Below are 15097 nucleotides of genomic sequence, written 5' to 3' on the forward strand. Positions count from 1 at the left end.
GGCTGGGGCGCCAGCGGGGGCTTATTAGGGGAGTTTTGAGTGGGAATTGAGCTGATTTGACCTGGTTTGGTGGGGCGGGTGAGGCGTGTGTGAGGTAGCGGTTCGTGCTGCTGCCCGTTTCGGCATGGTCTGAAATGCTGGTTTCGCCCTGCTGGGCGAGTCCCTTTTGGCAGTTGCCCCAAAAGGAACCAAAAGGTCTTGCCCCTGCATCCGGGTCTCGCTTCGCTCGACTTCCCTCATTCCATCGCTGCTCCGAGGGTCGCCGCGTAAGGGCCATCCATGGCCCTTCACGGCTCTCGCGGCATCAATGCCGCTCGCCCCTCTACGCAGCGATTCCATTCGGCCTCCTGATGGGGCGTCCGGCGGAGCCTGAGGGTTGGTCGATCAGACGGTAGGCTGGGTTAAGCCCGCTCTTGAGTTTTCGGTTTCTTGCACAGCCCAACAGACGATGCCGAACGCCCCGTCAGAAGGGTGAGTGGAATCGTTGCGTAAGGGGTTGAGCCGCATGGATGCGGCGAAAGGCTTAAAGGGCCACGGATGGCCCTTGTAAGCCGCCCCCTGAAGCGACGATGGAGCGAACGAACCCGAAGCGAAGCGCAGGGCCGGATGCAGGGGGCAAGCGTTTTTGCTTACTTTTTCCGCGTCTGGAAAAAGTGAGTCGCCCAGCAGGGCGAAACCGATGCTTCAACCACCTCGCAAACAGGCCTTACAACCAAAACGACCCAGCGCCTCAGTTAGTCCCCCCCAAAAAAAACGGTGAGCCAATTCAACCCCCATCCCATTCATCCAACCGTCACATCTATCTGTTTCCGTGCCCTCACGCACTGGCGCGCACCCCGCCACGGAGACCCGATGAAATCCCTGCTCAAGCTCCACACCCTCACCCTGCTCGGCCTCGCCTTCGCCGCCAACTTCGGCCTGCAGGTCTACCTGGCGACCGGCCAGATCAAGCCCTGGGCCGACATCAACTGGATGGACGTCGCCGGCGAAGGCGGCTCGGCCATGCTCGCGCTGGCCTGGCTGATCATGCTGCTGCACAGCCGCCCGGCCGGCCGTGTGACCCGGTTGCTGGCGCTGGGCCTGGCATGCGTGTTCTTCTCCTGGTGGATGGACACCCTGGACGAATTCATCCAGCTGCCGGAACTGGCGATCTGGGACAACTGGCTGGAGACCGCGCCGATGCCCGTCGGCCTGCTGCTGCTGACCCTAGGCATCTACCACCTCAATCAGGAACAACGCGCCATAAGTCAGCAGATGAGCAAGCGCGAGAAAGGCTTCCGCGAGCACCGCCTGTTCGACAAGCTCACCCCATTAGGCGCTGCGGAATATCTGCGCCAGCAGGTACAGCAGGCGCTCGGTCACGCCCAGGCGGAACAGCAGCCGCTGTCGCTGGTGGTCGTGGACCTGGACGATTTCAACGCCATCAACCAGCGCTACGGCCAGGCCGAGGGCGATGCGGTACTGCAGGCCATGGCGCAGCTGCTGTTACTCAACCTGCGTCGCCAGGACCTGCTCTGCCGCCTGGCCGGAGATCGCTTCGTCGCGGTGTTGCCGAACACGGGCGAGACCCAGGCCCGAGTGATCGCGGATGAACTGCAGCAGGCCGTGGCCAGCCTGACGCACAAAACCGCGCAGCACGGCGAACGGGTACACCTGCATGCCAGCACCGGCACGGTGATGGCCTTCAACGAGGATGCCGAACAGCTGCTCAAGCGCCTCAACCTGAACCTGGCCAAAACCAAGCAGCAGCTTTCGCGCTGCGCCTGAGGAAGGGCCATGACTCCCGGTTACGATTGCGATACACGCTTTATCGCGGCACATCACCAGCCAGCCGTACTGATTGATCTGGCGTTGTCACGAGGCATCGACAGCCACCAATTACTGCGCGGCAGTGGGCTGTTCTATGAAGACGTCGTGGGCGGCCAGGCGCGGATCAGTCCTCTGCAGTTTCTGGCCCTGATTGGAAACGCGCAGCGCTTGCTTGGGGCGGACGACAGCAGCTTTCTGTTGGGCCAGCGTTTGCTGCCCGGCCACTACGGCGAGGTGAGCCACGCACTGACCCATGCCTGCACGTTGCAACAGGCGCTGGAACAACTGCAGCGATTCCGCGCGCTGCTCAGTCCGCTGCTGACGCCCCGAGTGGTGTTCGACGAGCAGCAGGCATACCTGTACTGGACCGACAGCTGTGGTTCCGGTGATCAGCAGCGATTTCTCACCGAGGCCAGCCTGACAGCCGTGGTTGCAATGAGCAGACGCCTATCCGGCGAGCGCCTGCCGTGGCGCTTCCACCTCGCCTACCCGCAACCGCGGCATGTCGAGCAGTACTGGGTGCACCTGGGCGAGCAGCTGACGTTCGCCAGTCAGATGACCATGATGAGCCTGCCGCTGGAATATCTGTACAAGCCGTGGCCTGGCGCCTCAGCCACCGCCGGACAGGTCGCGTATCAGGCGAGTTGCGCGCAGCTGGAAAGTCTTGGCTGGCCTGGCAGCTTTATCGATCAGCTGTATGACTATCTGTATGGGAACATTCGCGAGCCGTTGAATCTGGAGCGCGTCGCCCATGCTTTCGAGATGAGCCCTGCCTCGCTAAAGCGCAAGCTGCACAAGCACGGCACGGGCTTTCAGGAGCAGCTGGATCAGGTGCGCAAACATGTAGCGCTGTACCTGTACCAGATGAAGGGCTACAGCAACGATGAGGTTGCCAGTTACCTGCGCTTCAACGACACCACCAATTTTCGCCGCTCATTCAAACGCTGGACCGGTCTGGCGCCTAGCAGCCTGCGCCAGCTATTCCAAAGCTGAACCGGCCAGGCGAGTCGCCGCGCCTCGCCTGTTGCCTCGCTATCGGTCGGCTCGAAGTTCGGGATGTGCGACCTTTGCTTGAGTTGCCTGTGCTTCGTTCGCATCGCGCCGATGACTCAAGGTGGTCAGCGCTCGACGCAGCAACAGCGCTGCGATACCGGCAACTGCGAGAAAAGTGATTAGCACCGGTATGGCTTGTTGGTTTATGCGTCTGGCTCATCCTTGGTAAAGGGTCGCGGTCGCGATAGCGTTTTGATACTACCGGCGATTTTGCGCGAATGCCATTGCCGCAGCGGTCCTTGATGATCAAGGCACAGGTGCATTCTCGGACAAACGGTAGGACCCAACCGGTATCTGGCGAGTCGTATTTGCATCGTTACGCTTAATAACTCGTACCTGAGGGAGCCGATCCAGATGCATCGGGAATACACTAGGCAATACCATCAACTGCGTACCCACATCGAACGGATGCTCGACAACGGCGCAGTGATTGCTGAACGAGCGCCGCTGACGATCAGACGAGGGAATCAGGTTTATCAAGTCGCTTGCGGCATGCTGATCAGCGAGCAGAGCGCCCGCTGATACAACCACACCCGTAATCGCCACCGACCCCAGCTACCAAAGCGAACCGTGAGGGTCACACTACCTTGTCGACGGTCACCCGGTGCAGGGTTCCGCTCCCCTGCTCGAAGGCGCTGACATTGGCCAGTGTGGTCTCGGCAATATTGGTCAGCGCTTCAGCGGTGAAGAACGCCTGATGTCCCGTGATCAAGACATTGGGAAAGGTCGTCAGGCGCATGAACTGGTCGTCACTGATGACCCGCTGTGACAGGTCCTGAAAGAACAGGTTTTCCTCTTCCTCGTAAACATCCAGGCCCAGGCGACCGATCTTTCCGCTCTTCAGGCCATCAATCACCGCGCGCGTATCGACCACGCGGCCCCGGCCAGTGTTAACCAGCATCACACCCCGCTTCATCTGAGCGATTGCAGCGTCATCGATCAGATGGTGGGTTTCGGGTGTCAGTGGGCAGTGCAGCGAAATGATGTCCGCCTCCTCAAACAGCTGCTCCAGCGGCACGTAAGTGACGGACGCCTTTGCATCAGCGCTGGGGAAAGGATCATGGGCCAGTACCCTGCAGCCGAAACCACGCATGATGTCAGCGAAGATAAGACCGATCTTGCCGGTGCCAACGACGCCGACTGTCTTGCCGTTCAGGTCGAAGCCCAGCAGGCCATCGAGAGAAAAGTTTCCCTCACGAACGCGGTTATAGGCCCGAAAGGTCATTCGGTTGAGGCTCAGGATGAGCGCCACCGCATGCTCGGCTACCGCATGCGGCGAGTACGCCGGCACGCGCACCACGGTCATCTCTAGCCGCTCTGCCTCTGGAAGGTCCACGTTGTTGAAACCGGCCGAGCGCAGGGCGATCAGCCTGGTGCCATTGGCGTGTAGGAGCTGCAGTACTTCGCGGTCGAGCTTGTCATTGACGAACACGCAGACACCGCTGAACCCTGAAGCCAACGCTGCCGTTTCAACAGTCAACCGAGCGTCCAGGTAGACCAGTTGGTGCTGGTGCACCTGGTTGGCCTGATCGAGAAAAGTGCGGTCGTAGGGTTTGGTACTGAAGACGGCGATGCGCATGGACTGGCCTCCTCGCGAAACGGGATAAGCGGGCGACGGTACCCGTCACTTGATCTAACGAACGAAGCTAAAGGCAACCGCCCTACCGTTCAGCGAGACAGGCAAGGCCTGTATGACCTCACGCCAGCCCGTCGAATCGGGCATAAGGATTGCTGCAGGGCAACCGGTAGCCAAGAAAGCTGACCTTCGGATTGGTCTTGTTCTGCTGCCGCAGGTAATCAGTCGAAACCATGAAGTCCGTTAACAACCGGCGTTCGAAATTATCGACTCGCAGATCAGTGTAGGGCGTCCCTACACCGGTTTCCTGACGAATTTTGTAGAGCCCCATCAATGCAGTCAGCTTCTCCGAGCCGTAGTGGTTAGCCATTGCATCGACAAACTTGCGCTGGTCCTCCGGACCCATCTGGAAATTGCCCACCAGACGCTGCAGCAGTTGCGGAATGAAGACCTGGCGGTCCTCGTAGACCCAGGCGCCCGACCCGACCGCCACCAGACCAAGCGCGGCGGCGGATGAAAACAACAACGTACGACGTTTCATGGGCATTCCTTAGCTATAAAGCAGGTCGGCAGCACGAATGGATAAGGCGGCGGCCGTCAGGCTGGGGTTTGCCGGCGAGCAGCTCGGGTAGGTCGCGGTACCCACGACCACAAGGTTGCGCATCTTGTGATGCAGCATATGGCTGTCTACCACCGAACCGTCATCGGCCTGCCCCATGCGCAGCGTGCCCTGTACATGCGACTCGGTGAGACGCCACTCCCTGAAGTTGATCGACTCCACCGGCAGCGGCGCGAGCAGTTTTTCAAGGCTGTCCAGACCGTACTGAACCCCCTTCATGCCGTAATCCGACTCGCCCCGGTAATCGATGATCGCCTGCCCGGTCTGCGGGTCGATGACGACCCGGTTCTCCACATTGGGCAGGTCTTCGCTGACCAGCATCAACGGCAGGGTCTGGTTCCAGCGTCCGATTTCCGGACGCAGCCCATACGGCCAGCGATTTTCAAAGTAGACCAGACACGCCGAGTGATCCTTGCGGAAGTCACCGTCGTACAGGGAGTAATTAAGGCCAGTGGTGATAGTGCTTCCATCGAAATTGCCCAGGCCATCGAGATAGACCTCGACGTTGGCGCCAACCTGCTCGTGCAGGCCCATGCCGGTTTCGCCGAAGTTGATATCCGAACGCAACAGAATCGCAGGGCTCTGAATAGCATTAGCGCCCAGTACGAAAACGTCCCCGAACACTTTGAATTCCTGCCCTTCGGAGCGGATCGTCACGCCTTTGATGGTGTTGCCCTGATATTCGAGCGTACGTACTTCGGTCTTCAAGCACACATCCACCTTGGGGTGGCGATACAACTCGGCCAGGCCATTCTGCGCGGTGAACTTGGCATTCATCGGGCAGAGGTTACAGGTGGCATTGGCACAGCAGACACCACGGGTGCCGGTCGCAACCCGAGCGCGCCCGGTCGGCATGATGAAATGATGGTCGGGCATGGCCTCCTTCATCAGCATGTCGATGGAGGAGCCTTTGTGCGGCGGTTGAGGGAATGGCTGACTGCGAGGTAGCACGCGAGTCATGTCGGGGTCGCCGGCGATCGACATGATCTGCTCGGCCTGGCAGTAGTAAGGCTCAAGCTCGGCATAGCTCAGCGGCCAATCGTTACCGACGCCGTATCGAGTTCGGATGGCAAAATCGCTGGGGTGCAGACGGGGGGTTTGCGAGTACCAGCAGTTCATTCCGCCGCCGAGAGCGATGGTGGTGTTCCAGGGCTTCTCGCCGCGATTGTCGTAGGTGGACTCGGGTTTGATAGCCGAACTGCTCTGGGTTTTGATCTGCCAATCCCAGGGATGGAAGTCGCCCCACTCAATGATCAGCGCACGACCGGTGAGATGCTTCAAGGCTTCGGTGAGGAAGAAGCTCGAACCAAAACCAGACCCGATTACAACGAGCTCATAGTGTTCTTTGTTGATGTCCTTTGCGCTTACCCGGTTGATCTCCACGACCGATTCCCTTACTGCTGCAGCCTCATCGAAAACAGGCTGTCCAATCATTTACACGTCAGCAATGTCCCGCTGCGCAGCGCATGTCACCTGCTTAAACCCGGCGTATCGCTAAGACACGCTCTGGGAAGCCAGTTCTACGTGACCTTTGAAACGAAGCGGAGTTCCAGCCTGCTTAAGTCCTTGCGCGCGATGGGCTAGTCATTCAAGCCTTCCGATAGCCATCCTCGTACCCGGCGCCGGTCACGCCAGGAGGTCAGCTGATGGGTGAACGGGCTCTCCGGCACCAGCCGGCATTCCGGATTGCTGAGGTCGCCCAGCTTGAAGCGGCGCAACACACCCAGCGGGTGACGCTCTGGCCCGTAAAACGCCACTGCGCGGATTTCCAAGCAGTGGAACTGCCAGTCACCCACTGGCTGGTGGCCCTGAAGCTCGATGCCGTTGAGCTCGGCAACTCGCCGCAACATGCCTTGAAAAGTGCCTACGTGAATGAAATCACCACTGCTTAACGGCCCTTGGTGGGTGGTCTGGTGGATGGCGAGATCCGGCGGCACGTCGTCTTCCATGCTCTGGCGAATGTCGGTGATATCCACTTCCAACGGCCCACGTGACGTCACTATCGAGACCACGAGCTGATTGATGAACATCGGCTCGGCACTCATGTTGGAAATGATGCAAAGCGAGCCGAGACCCTTGCCAGCGCCTCGATTGATCAGCAGGCTCGGCTGACGCTGTCGTCTGAAGTTTCGCAAGAGCAAGTGCGCGTAAAACATCCACACCAAAAGCGTGCTCAAGGAGATCACTAAGGAAACGAGCTGCTGGTTCTTCATTAACCAATCGATCATGTAGGGCCTCGGTAAGTGATTCCCAGCTGAGACAGTCCAAACCCGACTGGGTGCCCCACCCCCATTCGGTGAGCGCCGCTCAATGCGGGGCCCGTCCAGCAGCAGGCACGAACGAACGCCAGCTGCTGCTGGTCCGAAACATGGAGCCCGCCAACAGTCGAGGGAAATCAAATGAAGAGCTTGAACATCGCTTCGTCAGTGTTACTAGCCCTGCTAGCAACGACCGCGTCGGCCAGTCAGGAACCGACTGAGCATGAGCCGGCCGACAGCAACAGCCAGGCCCAGCAAGACCTCGATAACGAGGCAAGCGCGCACGGCTACCAGAACCCTACCGGCGAAGACCCGCAACCGCGTCTGACCGAAGACACGATCGAAAATGCTCATGGAGACGACGAGGACATGAGCAACGGAGAGGAGCCTCAGGAGCGCTGATCGGCGATACGCGCCGCCATTGGCAGTTGTTGATCACCATCAGCTTGCTATCACGGCCCTCTGCGCGGGCCGTCTCGGCGTACGAGCCAAGCAGCAGGATGCTGCAGCGCGCCGCCGGAGTGCATGGCTACATTAGCCTTGAGCCGCAGCCGGGCGGCTGCGGCAGGTGAGTAAAACACACGGCTAATCGACGGCGCGCCTGAGCGTGAAAGCGCCCCGCAGCTCCCCGGCCTTGAAGCCACGAGCCTCATCCTCCGGGTAGTACTCGTCAATCAACGCCGCGAGTTCGGGCTTGATAGCTTCTCCATGACAGGCAAGGCAGCCCTCGCCAGTGGGAATGGCCTTCATCAGTCGAAACTCGCCGTCCACCACCTCGGCATGCGACATGCTCTGCAGCGGCTCACCTTGCGCAGCGCGCTGTTGAAATTGCTCGAGCACGGCGCGCTCCCAGGGATCGGGCGCATTACTCCGGTTGCGCAGTTTCAATGCCGTGCGACCCACCCGCCAAGGCGCCTCGCTATGCTCGGCAGTGATCTGCGGCGCCAGTTGCTGACAGGCTTGCACCGCCTGTTGCGGCCCGCCACTTTCCACCGCCGACTTCACCGTGGCCATCAGCTGCTGCTGAAACGGAGGAATGAGCGACATCCCCTCCTTGATCAACGGATCCAGGGGATCAGCCTGGGCGGACAAGCTCAACGCCAAACAGCTCAAGGGCAACAGATAGCGCATGAAAACTCCTTGCTGGCCTCGCGGCCGAATGCGATGAATGGAATTCAAATTCAACAGGGCCGGCGTTCATCGAACCGTCCTGCGACCAGGCAGCTTCGGCGCTGCGACGGACTTCCTAGGGGCCGCCGCGCGGGATGCGCACGCCAGCGCCGAAAAGCATATGTATTTAACTGTCTAGCCCTACGGCGAAGCGCTTCAGCGGCCTCCGCGCCCAGCTGCCATTTGCTTTAGCGGGTGTTCGGCTTCAGCACTCAGCCTGCCAACTCGCTGTGCAGCCGCGTGCCATGCAACAGGTTATCTGCCAAAGGGCAACGGCGTTCCACCTCGGCGAGGAATTCCTGTTTCTGCTCCAACGTCATGTCAGCATCGATCTCTACCCGCAGGCGCACTTCCTCGAAGCCGGGCCGCCCGCTGGTGTCACGCCCTAGCAACCCGGCCGGATCGTAGTCCGCCTCGACTTCGAAGCGCATGCCGCGCAGCTCCACCTTGCGCTGGTGGGCGAGGAAACGACCGATCGTTCCGAAGCAACCTGCAAGCGCCGCCAAGACCAGCTCCAGCGGACTCGGCCCAGCATCAGTACCGAACGCGGCACGCGGCTGGTCGATCAGCACCCGGTGATTGCCGCAGTCCACTTCGATTGCGAAGCCGTCACCCATACTGCCTTGAACACTGATGGTCTTCATGTGCGGTCTTGTCCTTAAGTAATGAGCCTTAAGTATTGAGCGAGCGGCTGGTGACGAAGCGCGAAAGCATCGAATGCTTTCCTGGCAGCGTTTTTCAGCTCTCGCTCATCACTTAACAACAATATAATATCTATTTTGATATTTTGTTTCCAGGCAAATCTACTTCCCGTCAGGCCTGCCAAACAAGCCCACCTGGTCAGATAAGGAATTCACGCAAGGAGCGAGGGCTTAGTACGGTGGTCGGAACCCAGCACTGCCCGCGGAGAAATCTGGCGAAACAGAGTGACGCGACATAGAGACGCAGAGGATGCAGAGCGACGCTGCCGCTAGGCAGAAAAAATCACAAAAACGAAAAAGCCCCGTGAATCATCTGATTACGAGGCTTCTTTAAGAATGGCGGAGAGATAGGGACACTCCGCCGAATTTGATACAAACCATCGTATCCGTGGCGTCTAGCCGGCATGCGCCCTTTTGGGTAGACTTTCTGGGTAGAAGCAGGAGATACGATATGCCAGATCATCTGGTTCAAAAAGGCGGTACATGGCACGTGCGATTGGACATTCCGAAGGACGTCCGATGGCATCACCTTTATCTGGGTAAAAGCGTACTCACGAAAACGTTAGCGACCGGCAATCGTCAATTGGCGAAAGAACTAAGTAGGCCAATTCTGGGGGAGTGGCAAAGGACATTTCGAGAAATCAGAGAACGAAAACTGTCCCCAACTTGGAAAATCGCTGCGGAAAAAATTGCATCCGAGTACGCGGACGCGGTTATAAAAGCAAAAGATGATTCTGATTGGGACAATGCCAAGGAACGCAGAATGCTTGGCATTGCTTCTATCATTCGAGAATATGGCATTGACGAAGATGATGAAGCTCTGAGTGACCTTGGACAAATCGCCGTCATGTTTGAGCGGCCTAAGATTGTGATAAACGATTCATTAATCAAGCAGTTCCATGAATCCCAAAAAAAATTGGTAATGGAAAAAACTGCATCAGCCCAAACATCGAATATCAAAAAACTTGCACATTACCTTTCAGTCCATGCACTTCCACTTGAGCACAAATCCGTAAGCCAATATATCGATTCGCTTGACCTTTCAAAAAAGACCAAGCAAAACGTGTTATTTGCAGGCAACGCTTTCTGGAGATTTTTGATGAAGAAGGACTCAGCGTTAAAGGAAGTGGCAAACCCATTTCAAAACCATGAATTGCCAGCGACCCCAAAAGGAAAACGAAAAAACAACAGTTATCGCCCTTTCGAGCGTCAAGATGTTGAGGACCTTTATCGGGCCGCACTCGAGCGAAAGGACATACCACTTGCTGCGATCATCAGGATTGGCGCCTACACGGGCTGCCGGATTGAAGAGATATGCCAATTGACTCGACATAGGGTGAAAGGCTCATACATCGAAATAATTGAAGCAAAAACCGAAGCAGGAAATCGCCAAATACCGATCCACAAAAACATACAACAATTGCTTAACGAGTTAGCGGAACAAAGCGAAGACGGCTTTCTGATACCAAGCAGCGGAAGAAACAAATACGGCATACGTTCGGACTCACTTTCCAAACGATTCGGCAGGTTGAAAAGTAAAGCAGGATTCGACAGCCGTTATGTTTTCCACAGTATTAGAAAAACAACGGCGACAATGCTTGAACATGCTGGCGCCCCTCCTTTAGTGATTATTGCATTGATGGGGCATGAGACCAAACAGATCACTTTTGATCTTTATTCAGCCGGCCCTAGCCTTGAGCAGAAACGGTCTGCCATCGACATGCTAGCGTTCAATTTTGATTGATCAAACCGTCATCTTGATTGCATCAAACGAGCCAGATCATTTCGTGTTTAGAAACCGCAAATCTTGGGGTAAGCTGAAAGGGTATTAACAATTCAGAACCCTTTTGCATTATTCCGGCCTACCCCACACGCACTGGCCGCCAGATTCTAAACGCAAGACTTACAACCACTACCATATCGAGACACACCCCGGCACGACTGGCGTCGAGCTGTAAAAGTGCCTGGGATAATTATTTCTCATTTGTGTAAGGGAAGAAGTGAGTGAGACGCAAAGGAATGCGTCCCTGTGAAGATCGACGGTCGCCGAAATAAAACAGCAGAGGATACCCAACACAGTCAAGAACTATCGAAATGAAAGAATACAATTTACAAAGATTCATGGGAACAGAAATCAACTGCAACTCAAATCGTCCGTGCACACTCAGGTACATAGAAGACCTATATGTACTGAGCAACTTGAGCGACACAATCTTCAAGAAACCGCTTGGTTTCCATCTGCGCATAAGATTAAACGAAGACGTGTCCATGGCGAAATTCAGTGCAATGCTGTCGAAGCACTATAGGAAATCAGGTTACAACCCATTACGATATACGGTAAAAGAAACCGATGATACCGGCGTGCATTATCATATCGCGATTGTAATTGATGGCAGAAAAAACAAGAAATCAAGCATCTCTCATATCCTGGCAAAATTACAACAAGCTGGTTATCTTCATGACTACAAGGTGATAGCACATAACACCCATCCTTTTGGGCATCCGCTGGAACACCAAATTGATAAGGACTCTTATTTCAGATGGATGTCATACCTGGCAAAAACAAAAACCAAAGCCACAGGAAAACAAAACAGTTCGCCTAGCAAAAAACTTGCATCATTGATAAAGGACTGGAGAGCTCAGGGAAAGCCAGACTTGAGGATAAATGTGGAAGTTTCAGCGACAAACTTATCTACGTACATGGATGAAACCGAATTTTCAAAGCCGGAAACTGAAACGGCATTTCATAATTATTATATAAATGCTTTAACTGTCTTTGGTTCACATACGAACACCGCTTCAAAGGCCCTACAAGACCCCTGTAAGCCCTGTATCTAATGCACCCTGTACCACCATAGCCATACGACGTCCAGCGCACCGCACAGACCTTACCAGGGCTATCTTACAAGCATGAAAAAAGGAGCCTTTCAGCTCCTTTTTTGTTGATCCAAGTCCAACCGGTGCTAAGCCAGAACAGCTTGCACTTGGACGGGTTCCTCATAATCAGCGCTTTCAATTTCACGCTTTACACGCATGGGGTCGGCCATCCACTTGATAACAACATCCCCAGCACCACGCCCGGTGATAACTACGGTACCAAATCCAAAAATACGTCCAATTATTCCTTGCTTGATCACAATCGACTCGATTGCGTTCAATCGCATCTCATCTGTTTTTCGCGAGATGATTCCATGCTTATAGATGACACGCTTGTTTGTCACGCCTTGTTCAGTAAATTTCCAAGACAGCCATACCAGCACGGCTGGAATAAGCCAAATACCAGCTGTTAACAAAGCGAATGTGAAATGCAACATCAGTACCGCTTTTACGATCCAGTGATGCTTGAAGATTTCTTTAACGGCCTCGCCTCTGGAAAGAGACTGTTCGATGTATGTCATGCCCTACCCTCCCTGTGAATGGCATTTTGCCATGCGGGAAGGATACTCAATGGTGCTGCACATTGTCACCTAACGGAACGGATCAAAAACGACCGTATTTGATACCAGAAAACTGGATTCGCTAAAGGGTGTCAAAAAATTGGGATTGACAATTTGAACCCCTTACGAACAATGACACCACATTTTTGAGCCAAGGCGCTTAGCTATGAGTCGTGTATTCCTGTACGCCCGAGTATCAACAACCGATCAAACTACGGCGAACCAATTGCACGAGGTTGAGGTTGCAGGATTCGACATTAAACCCGCCAGGGTCGTAGAAGAACAGGTCAGCGGCAGCGTACCTACATCCGAACGGAAAGGGTTTCAAAGCCTGCTGGCCAAAATGGAGGAGGAGGATATTCTTGTTGTCACCAAGCTTGACCGTTTGGGGCGGAATGCTATGGATGTGCGAACAACCGTCGAAGCACTCCACTACAAAGGCATCCGGGTTCACTGTCTCGCTCTAGGAGGGGTAGACCTTACCTCGCCGGCTGGAAAAATGACGATGCAGGTACTTGGGGCTGTGGCTGAGTTTGAACGAGACCTTCTGATTGAACGAACCCAAGCAGGTTTACAACGAGCTAAAGCCACGGGAACAAAGCTTGGGCGTCCAAAGGCTGCGTCTTCAGATGCAGTGCAAAAGATGAAAGCAGAAGGACTTTCCCAATCAATGATTGCCAATCAGCTAGGTGTCAGTCTTTCCACGATAAAACGTCTATGGCAACCAATGTGCAACAGGATGCAGTAGAAGACTCACGCCCCACCTACCGGCGAGGAAGCGATAGAACACTTCTAACCAAAACAGCAAAGAAATCAGCGCCCTAGGACAGACCTAGGCAATTACATTGGTATTCCTTTTTTTATGGCAAACTTCATAGCTTTGCTTAAAAGAATACCATTCAATGCATCTACATGATCTTTAAGAATAGGCGCTGACATTTCAGAGAACACGCTATACAAATTATTCTCTGACTTGAAGTCTCGATCAATAAAGCTCTTCCCATCAAAATATCCAGAAAAGAATCTATTCCTGTTATTCCCATGAGAGACGAGAAGATCAAAAACAACCATACCGGTCACATTAGAATCGGTTAATTCTTTTTCAACATCTGAAATGTGCTCAAGCGGACTTTCAATATCAGCAGCAAGTACTACCGCCGAAACATCGTGATTCTTGCCGTTATGTCTTTCAACAAGAAATAGATTCTTCACTATGGAAGCCTCTTGCAAGATTTATCGATTAACCCACAAACCTCATCACAGATACGAATAGCATCAGCAGCTGAAAGCGTTCTCGTCGCCGCCAAGACCGAGCTCATATGGAAAGTACCATGCCGCTGGGCTCGCCAATAAGTGTAGCACTCCCCAAGCGCCTCTGCCGTGCCCTGATCACAAACTGCAGCATGGTCCGGAGTCAAACTGTAGGTTGTCTGATCAGTATTTTTCAGGAAGTACTCACCGATTTTAGAGGCCTCACCGGGTCTAAAGTTCCGCGAAAGCAACTGAATCAGGAAACCTTCCAGGCCCCGCAAAGCTGGGAACGAGACAGCGGAGTAATCTTCCAGCTCGATATCAACCTTACACAAAGCAATAGAACACGAGATTTGCTTTCTAATATTCTCGTCCACCAAGTGATGGGTGGCTGGAATCTTATTCAAAAGCTCTGCTTTAACCTGAGCCCCCGTGACTGGTATTTTGAAAACACCAATTTGCTGAGCCAACAAGTCTTGGTAATTTAGTACATTACAGAAAAAATCATTTATCAGTATCGCCGTATTTAAAAAGCGACCCTGGAACTGTATCGACTTATTATTAAACTGCTTGATACGAACCACATCCCCAAACTTACCTTTTGCAGAAAAGACTTTACAGTGCGCTTCTTGATTTAACTCTTGAATTTCAACTTCTTCAGACTGAAGGAACTCAAACAAATCAGCGAATTGTTGCGGGTCTAAATTTCTAACGGTAAATTCCATTCTTTTTGGAGATACAACACAACACTTGTCCTTGACTTCGTTAGCAAATTTGTCGAAATGAGCATCAAGGCCAACAGCCTTACCTACAGTATAAAGCCCACCTTTCTTCGGAAAGAACTTGAGCATAGTTCTTTCACCATCAAAACTGAAGGTGTATTTCAATTCTTTGGGATTAGTCGAATTAGAAGTAACATCCAAAGCTCCAGCATCAACTAAACACTTTTCAACGGCTTCAATGTTCAGTAAAAGGTCTGCAAATGGGCTCTTACTTGCCATCGTCTAATCCTTGATGTGCGTGCAGCACCGATCCGTGCCCGCGAGAAAACGCCAGATTATGGGCTGTGCCTAAGGAACGACGCAATGCCTTCCTCGACAGCTACCCTCATTTTTCGCAACGAGAGCACCCGCTAGGAAACAACGAGCAGGATCAACCCTGTCACCCAGTAGCCGTCAAAGTCTCGCAACACATTGCACTTGGGTAGAACTGCTGGGTAGAAC

Annotated in this window: 17 protein-coding genes; 7 read left to right on the forward strand and 10 right to left on the reverse strand. The window is 54.2% G+C overall.

The genetic code is table 11. The features are described from left to right. The first annotated feature begins 852 nt into the window (after positions 1 to 852). Together ALTERO38_RS12895 and ALTERO38_RS12900 are read left to right on the forward strand one after the other, a co-directional pair. Complete coding sequence (locus ALTERO38_RS12895; RefSeq protein WP_148924784.1) at positions 853 to 1767, forward strand: diguanylate cyclase domain-containing protein; 915 nt, start codon at positions 853 to 855, stop codon at positions 1765 to 1767. A 9-nt stretch (positions 1768 to 1776) separates the two neighbouring features. Next, on the forward strand, positions 1777 to 2802 hold the full coding sequence (locus tag ALTERO38_RS12900; protein ID WP_159968645.1) for an AraC family transcriptional regulator: 1026 nt from the start codon (positions 1777 to 1779) through the stop codon (positions 2800 to 2802). A 39-nt stretch (positions 2803 to 2841) separates the two neighbouring features. Here the strand turns inward: ALTERO38_RS12900 and ALTERO38_RS21820 are convergent, their stop codons facing one another. After that, positions 2842 to 2988: a DUF2973 domain-containing protein gene (locus ALTERO38_RS21820; RefSeq protein WP_159968646.1), complete on the reverse strand. Its 147-nt coding sequence runs from the start codon at positions 2986 to 2988 to the stop codon at positions 2842 to 2844. Between the two features lie 228 nt (positions 2989 to 3216). Between ALTERO38_RS21820 and ALTERO38_RS12910 the strand changes: the two genes are divergently transcribed. Then, the gene (locus tag ALTERO38_RS12910) at positions 3217 to 3384 is read left to right on the forward strand and encodes a hypothetical protein (RefSeq protein ID WP_178114586.1); all 168 of its coding nucleotides are present in this window, start codon (positions 3217 to 3219) and stop codon (positions 3382 to 3384) included. 55 nt (positions 3385 to 3439) lie between these two features. Here the strand turns inward: ALTERO38_RS12910 and ALTERO38_RS12915 are convergent, their stop codons facing one another. The 4 genes from ALTERO38_RS12915 to ALTERO38_RS12930 all read right to left on the reverse strand — a co-directional run bounded on the left by ALTERO38_RS12915 (position 3440) and on the right by ALTERO38_RS12930 (position 7285). Next, positions 3440 to 4441, reverse strand: a complete 1002-nt coding sequence (locus ALTERO38_RS12915; RefSeq protein WP_159968647.1) for a 2-hydroxyacid dehydrogenase — start codon at positions 4439 to 4441, stop codon at positions 3440 to 3442. A gap of 118 nt (positions 4442 to 4559) precedes the next feature. Further along, the gene (locus ALTERO38_RS12920; RefSeq protein ID WP_159968648.1) at positions 4560 to 4979 is read right to left on the reverse strand and encodes a hypothetical protein; all 420 of its coding nucleotides are present in this window, start codon (positions 4977 to 4979) and stop codon (positions 4560 to 4562) included. A 9-nt stretch (positions 4980 to 4988) separates the two neighbouring features. Next, complete coding sequence (locus ALTERO38_RS12925; protein ID WP_159968649.1) at positions 4989 to 6440, reverse strand: GMC oxidoreductase; 1452 nt, start codon at positions 6438 to 6440, stop codon at positions 4989 to 4991. Positions 6441 to 6637: 197 nt separating this feature from the next. Beyond that, positions 6638 to 7285, reverse strand: a complete 648-nt coding sequence (locus ALTERO38_RS12930; RefSeq protein ID WP_159968650.1) for a hypothetical protein — start codon at positions 7283 to 7285, stop codon at positions 6638 to 6640. A 171-nt stretch (positions 7286 to 7456) separates the two neighbouring features. Between ALTERO38_RS12930 and ALTERO38_RS12935 the strand changes: the two genes are divergently transcribed. Beyond that, on the forward strand, positions 7457 to 7717 hold the full coding sequence (locus ALTERO38_RS12935) for a hypothetical protein (RefSeq protein ID WP_159968651.1): 261 nt from the start codon (positions 7457 to 7459) through the stop codon (positions 7715 to 7717). 183 nt (positions 7718 to 7900) lie between these two features. On the opposite strand, the gene ALTERO38_RS12940 is transcribed toward ALTERO38_RS12935, so the two are convergent. After that, the gene (locus ALTERO38_RS12940; RefSeq protein WP_178114588.1) at positions 7901 to 8446 is read right to left on the reverse strand and encodes a DUF3365 domain-containing protein; all 546 of its coding nucleotides are present in this window, start codon (positions 8444 to 8446) and stop codon (positions 7901 to 7903) included. Positions 8447 to 8697: 251 nt separating this feature from the next. After that, on the reverse strand, positions 8698 to 9129 hold the full coding sequence (locus ALTERO38_RS12945; RefSeq protein ID WP_159968652.1) for an OsmC family protein: 432 nt from the start codon (positions 9127 to 9129) through the stop codon (positions 8698 to 8700). A gap of 508 nt (positions 9130 to 9637) precedes the next feature. Between ALTERO38_RS12945 and ALTERO38_RS12950 the strand changes: the two genes are divergently transcribed. Further along, positions 9638 to 10930: a tyrosine-type recombinase/integrase gene (locus tag ALTERO38_RS12950; RefSeq protein ID WP_159968653.1), complete on the forward strand. Its 1293-nt coding sequence runs from the start codon at positions 9638 to 9640 to the stop codon at positions 10928 to 10930. Between the two features lie 350 nt (positions 10931 to 11280). Continuing rightward, positions 11281 to 12024: a hypothetical protein gene (locus ALTERO38_RS12955; RefSeq protein WP_159968654.1), complete on the forward strand. Its 744-nt coding sequence runs from the start codon at positions 11281 to 11283 to the stop codon at positions 12022 to 12024. A 125-nt stretch (positions 12025 to 12149) separates the two neighbouring features. Here the strand turns inward: ALTERO38_RS12955 and ALTERO38_RS12960 are convergent, their stop codons facing one another. Further along, positions 12150 to 12584 (reverse strand): PH domain-containing protein, encoded by a 435-nt coding sequence (locus tag ALTERO38_RS12960; RefSeq protein WP_159968655.1) that lies wholly within the window; start codon positions 12582 to 12584, stop codon positions 12150 to 12152. A 205-nt stretch (positions 12585 to 12789) separates the two neighbouring features. On the opposite strand from ALTERO38_RS12960, the gene ALTERO38_RS12965 reads away from it, so the two are divergent. Further along, the gene (locus tag ALTERO38_RS12965; protein WP_159968656.1) at positions 12790 to 13371 is read left to right on the forward strand and encodes a recombinase family protein; all 582 of its coding nucleotides are present in this window, start codon (positions 12790 to 12792) and stop codon (positions 13369 to 13371) included. 92 nt (positions 13372 to 13463) lie between these two features. Here ALTERO38_RS12965 and ALTERO38_RS12970 read toward each other — a convergent pair whose 3' ends face one another. Further along, entirely contained in the window at positions 13464 to 13835 is a 372-nt protein-coding gene (locus ALTERO38_RS12970; protein ID WP_159968657.1) for a type II toxin-antitoxin system RnlB family antitoxin, read from the reverse strand. After that, positions 13835 to 14875, reverse strand: a complete 1041-nt coding sequence (locus ALTERO38_RS12975; protein ID WP_159968658.1) for a type II toxin-antitoxin system RnlA family toxin — start codon at positions 14873 to 14875, stop codon at positions 13835 to 13837. Before ALTERO38_RS12975 ends, ALTERO38_RS12970 begins: the two co-directional genes overlap by 1 nt. Between the last annotated feature and the right edge of the window lie 222 nt (positions 14876 to 15097).

Source organism: Pseudomonas sp. 9Ag, from assembly GCF_902506445.1.
In the GTDB taxonomy this organism is placed as follows: Bacteria; Pseudomonadota; Gammaproteobacteria; order Pseudomonadales; family Pseudomonadaceae; genus Stutzerimonas; species Stutzerimonas stutzeri_AB.

Coding starts and splice junctions, on each gene's coding strand:
- ALTERO38_RS12895 (WP_148924784.1), top strand. CDS start 853: ATGAAATCCCTGCTCAAGCTCCACACCCTCACCCTGCTCGGCCTCGCC.
- ALTERO38_RS12900 (WP_159968645.1), top strand. CDS start 1,777: ATGACTCCCGGTTACGATTGCGATACACGCTTTATCGCGGCACATCAC.
- ALTERO38_RS12910 (WP_178114586.1), top strand. CDS start 3,217: ATGCATCGGGAATACACTAGGCAATACCATCAACTGCGTACCCACATC.
- ALTERO38_RS12915 (WP_159968647.1), bottom strand. CDS start 4,441: ATGCGCATCGCCGTCTTCAGTACCAAACCCTACGACCGCACTTTTCTC.
- ALTERO38_RS12920 (WP_159968648.1), bottom strand. CDS start 4,979: ATGAAACGTCGTACGTTGTTGTTTTCATCCGCCGCCGCGCTTGGTCTG.
- ALTERO38_RS12930 (WP_159968650.1), bottom strand. CDS start 7,285: ATGATCGATTGGTTAATGAAGAACCAGCAGCTCGTTTCCTTAGTGATC.
- ALTERO38_RS12935 (WP_159968651.1), top strand. CDS start 7,457: ATGAAGAGCTTGAACATCGCTTCGTCAGTGTTACTAGCCCTGCTAGCA.
- ALTERO38_RS12940 (WP_178114588.1), bottom strand. CDS start 8,446: ATGCGCTATCTGTTGCCCTTGAGCTGTTTGGCGTTGAGCTTGTCCGCC.
- ALTERO38_RS12945 (WP_159968652.1), bottom strand. CDS start 9,129: ATGAAGACCATCAGTGTTCAAGGCAGTATGGGTGACGGCTTCGCAATC.
- ALTERO38_RS12950 (WP_159968653.1), top strand. CDS start 9,638: ATGCCAGATCATCTGGTTCAAAAAGGCGGTACATGGCACGTGCGATTG.
- ALTERO38_RS12955 (WP_159968654.1), top strand. CDS start 11,281: ATGAAAGAATACAATTTACAAAGATTCATGGGAACAGAAATCAACTGC.
- ALTERO38_RS12960 (WP_159968655.1), bottom strand. CDS start 12,584: ATGACATACATCGAACAGTCTCTTTCCAGAGGCGAGGCCGTTAAAGAA.
- ALTERO38_RS12965 (WP_159968656.1), top strand. CDS start 12,790: ATGAGTCGTGTATTCCTGTACGCCCGAGTATCAACAACCGATCAAACT.
- ALTERO38_RS12975 (WP_159968658.1), bottom strand. CDS start 14,875: ATGGCAAGTAAGAGCCCATTTGCAGACCTTTTACTGAACATTGAAGCC.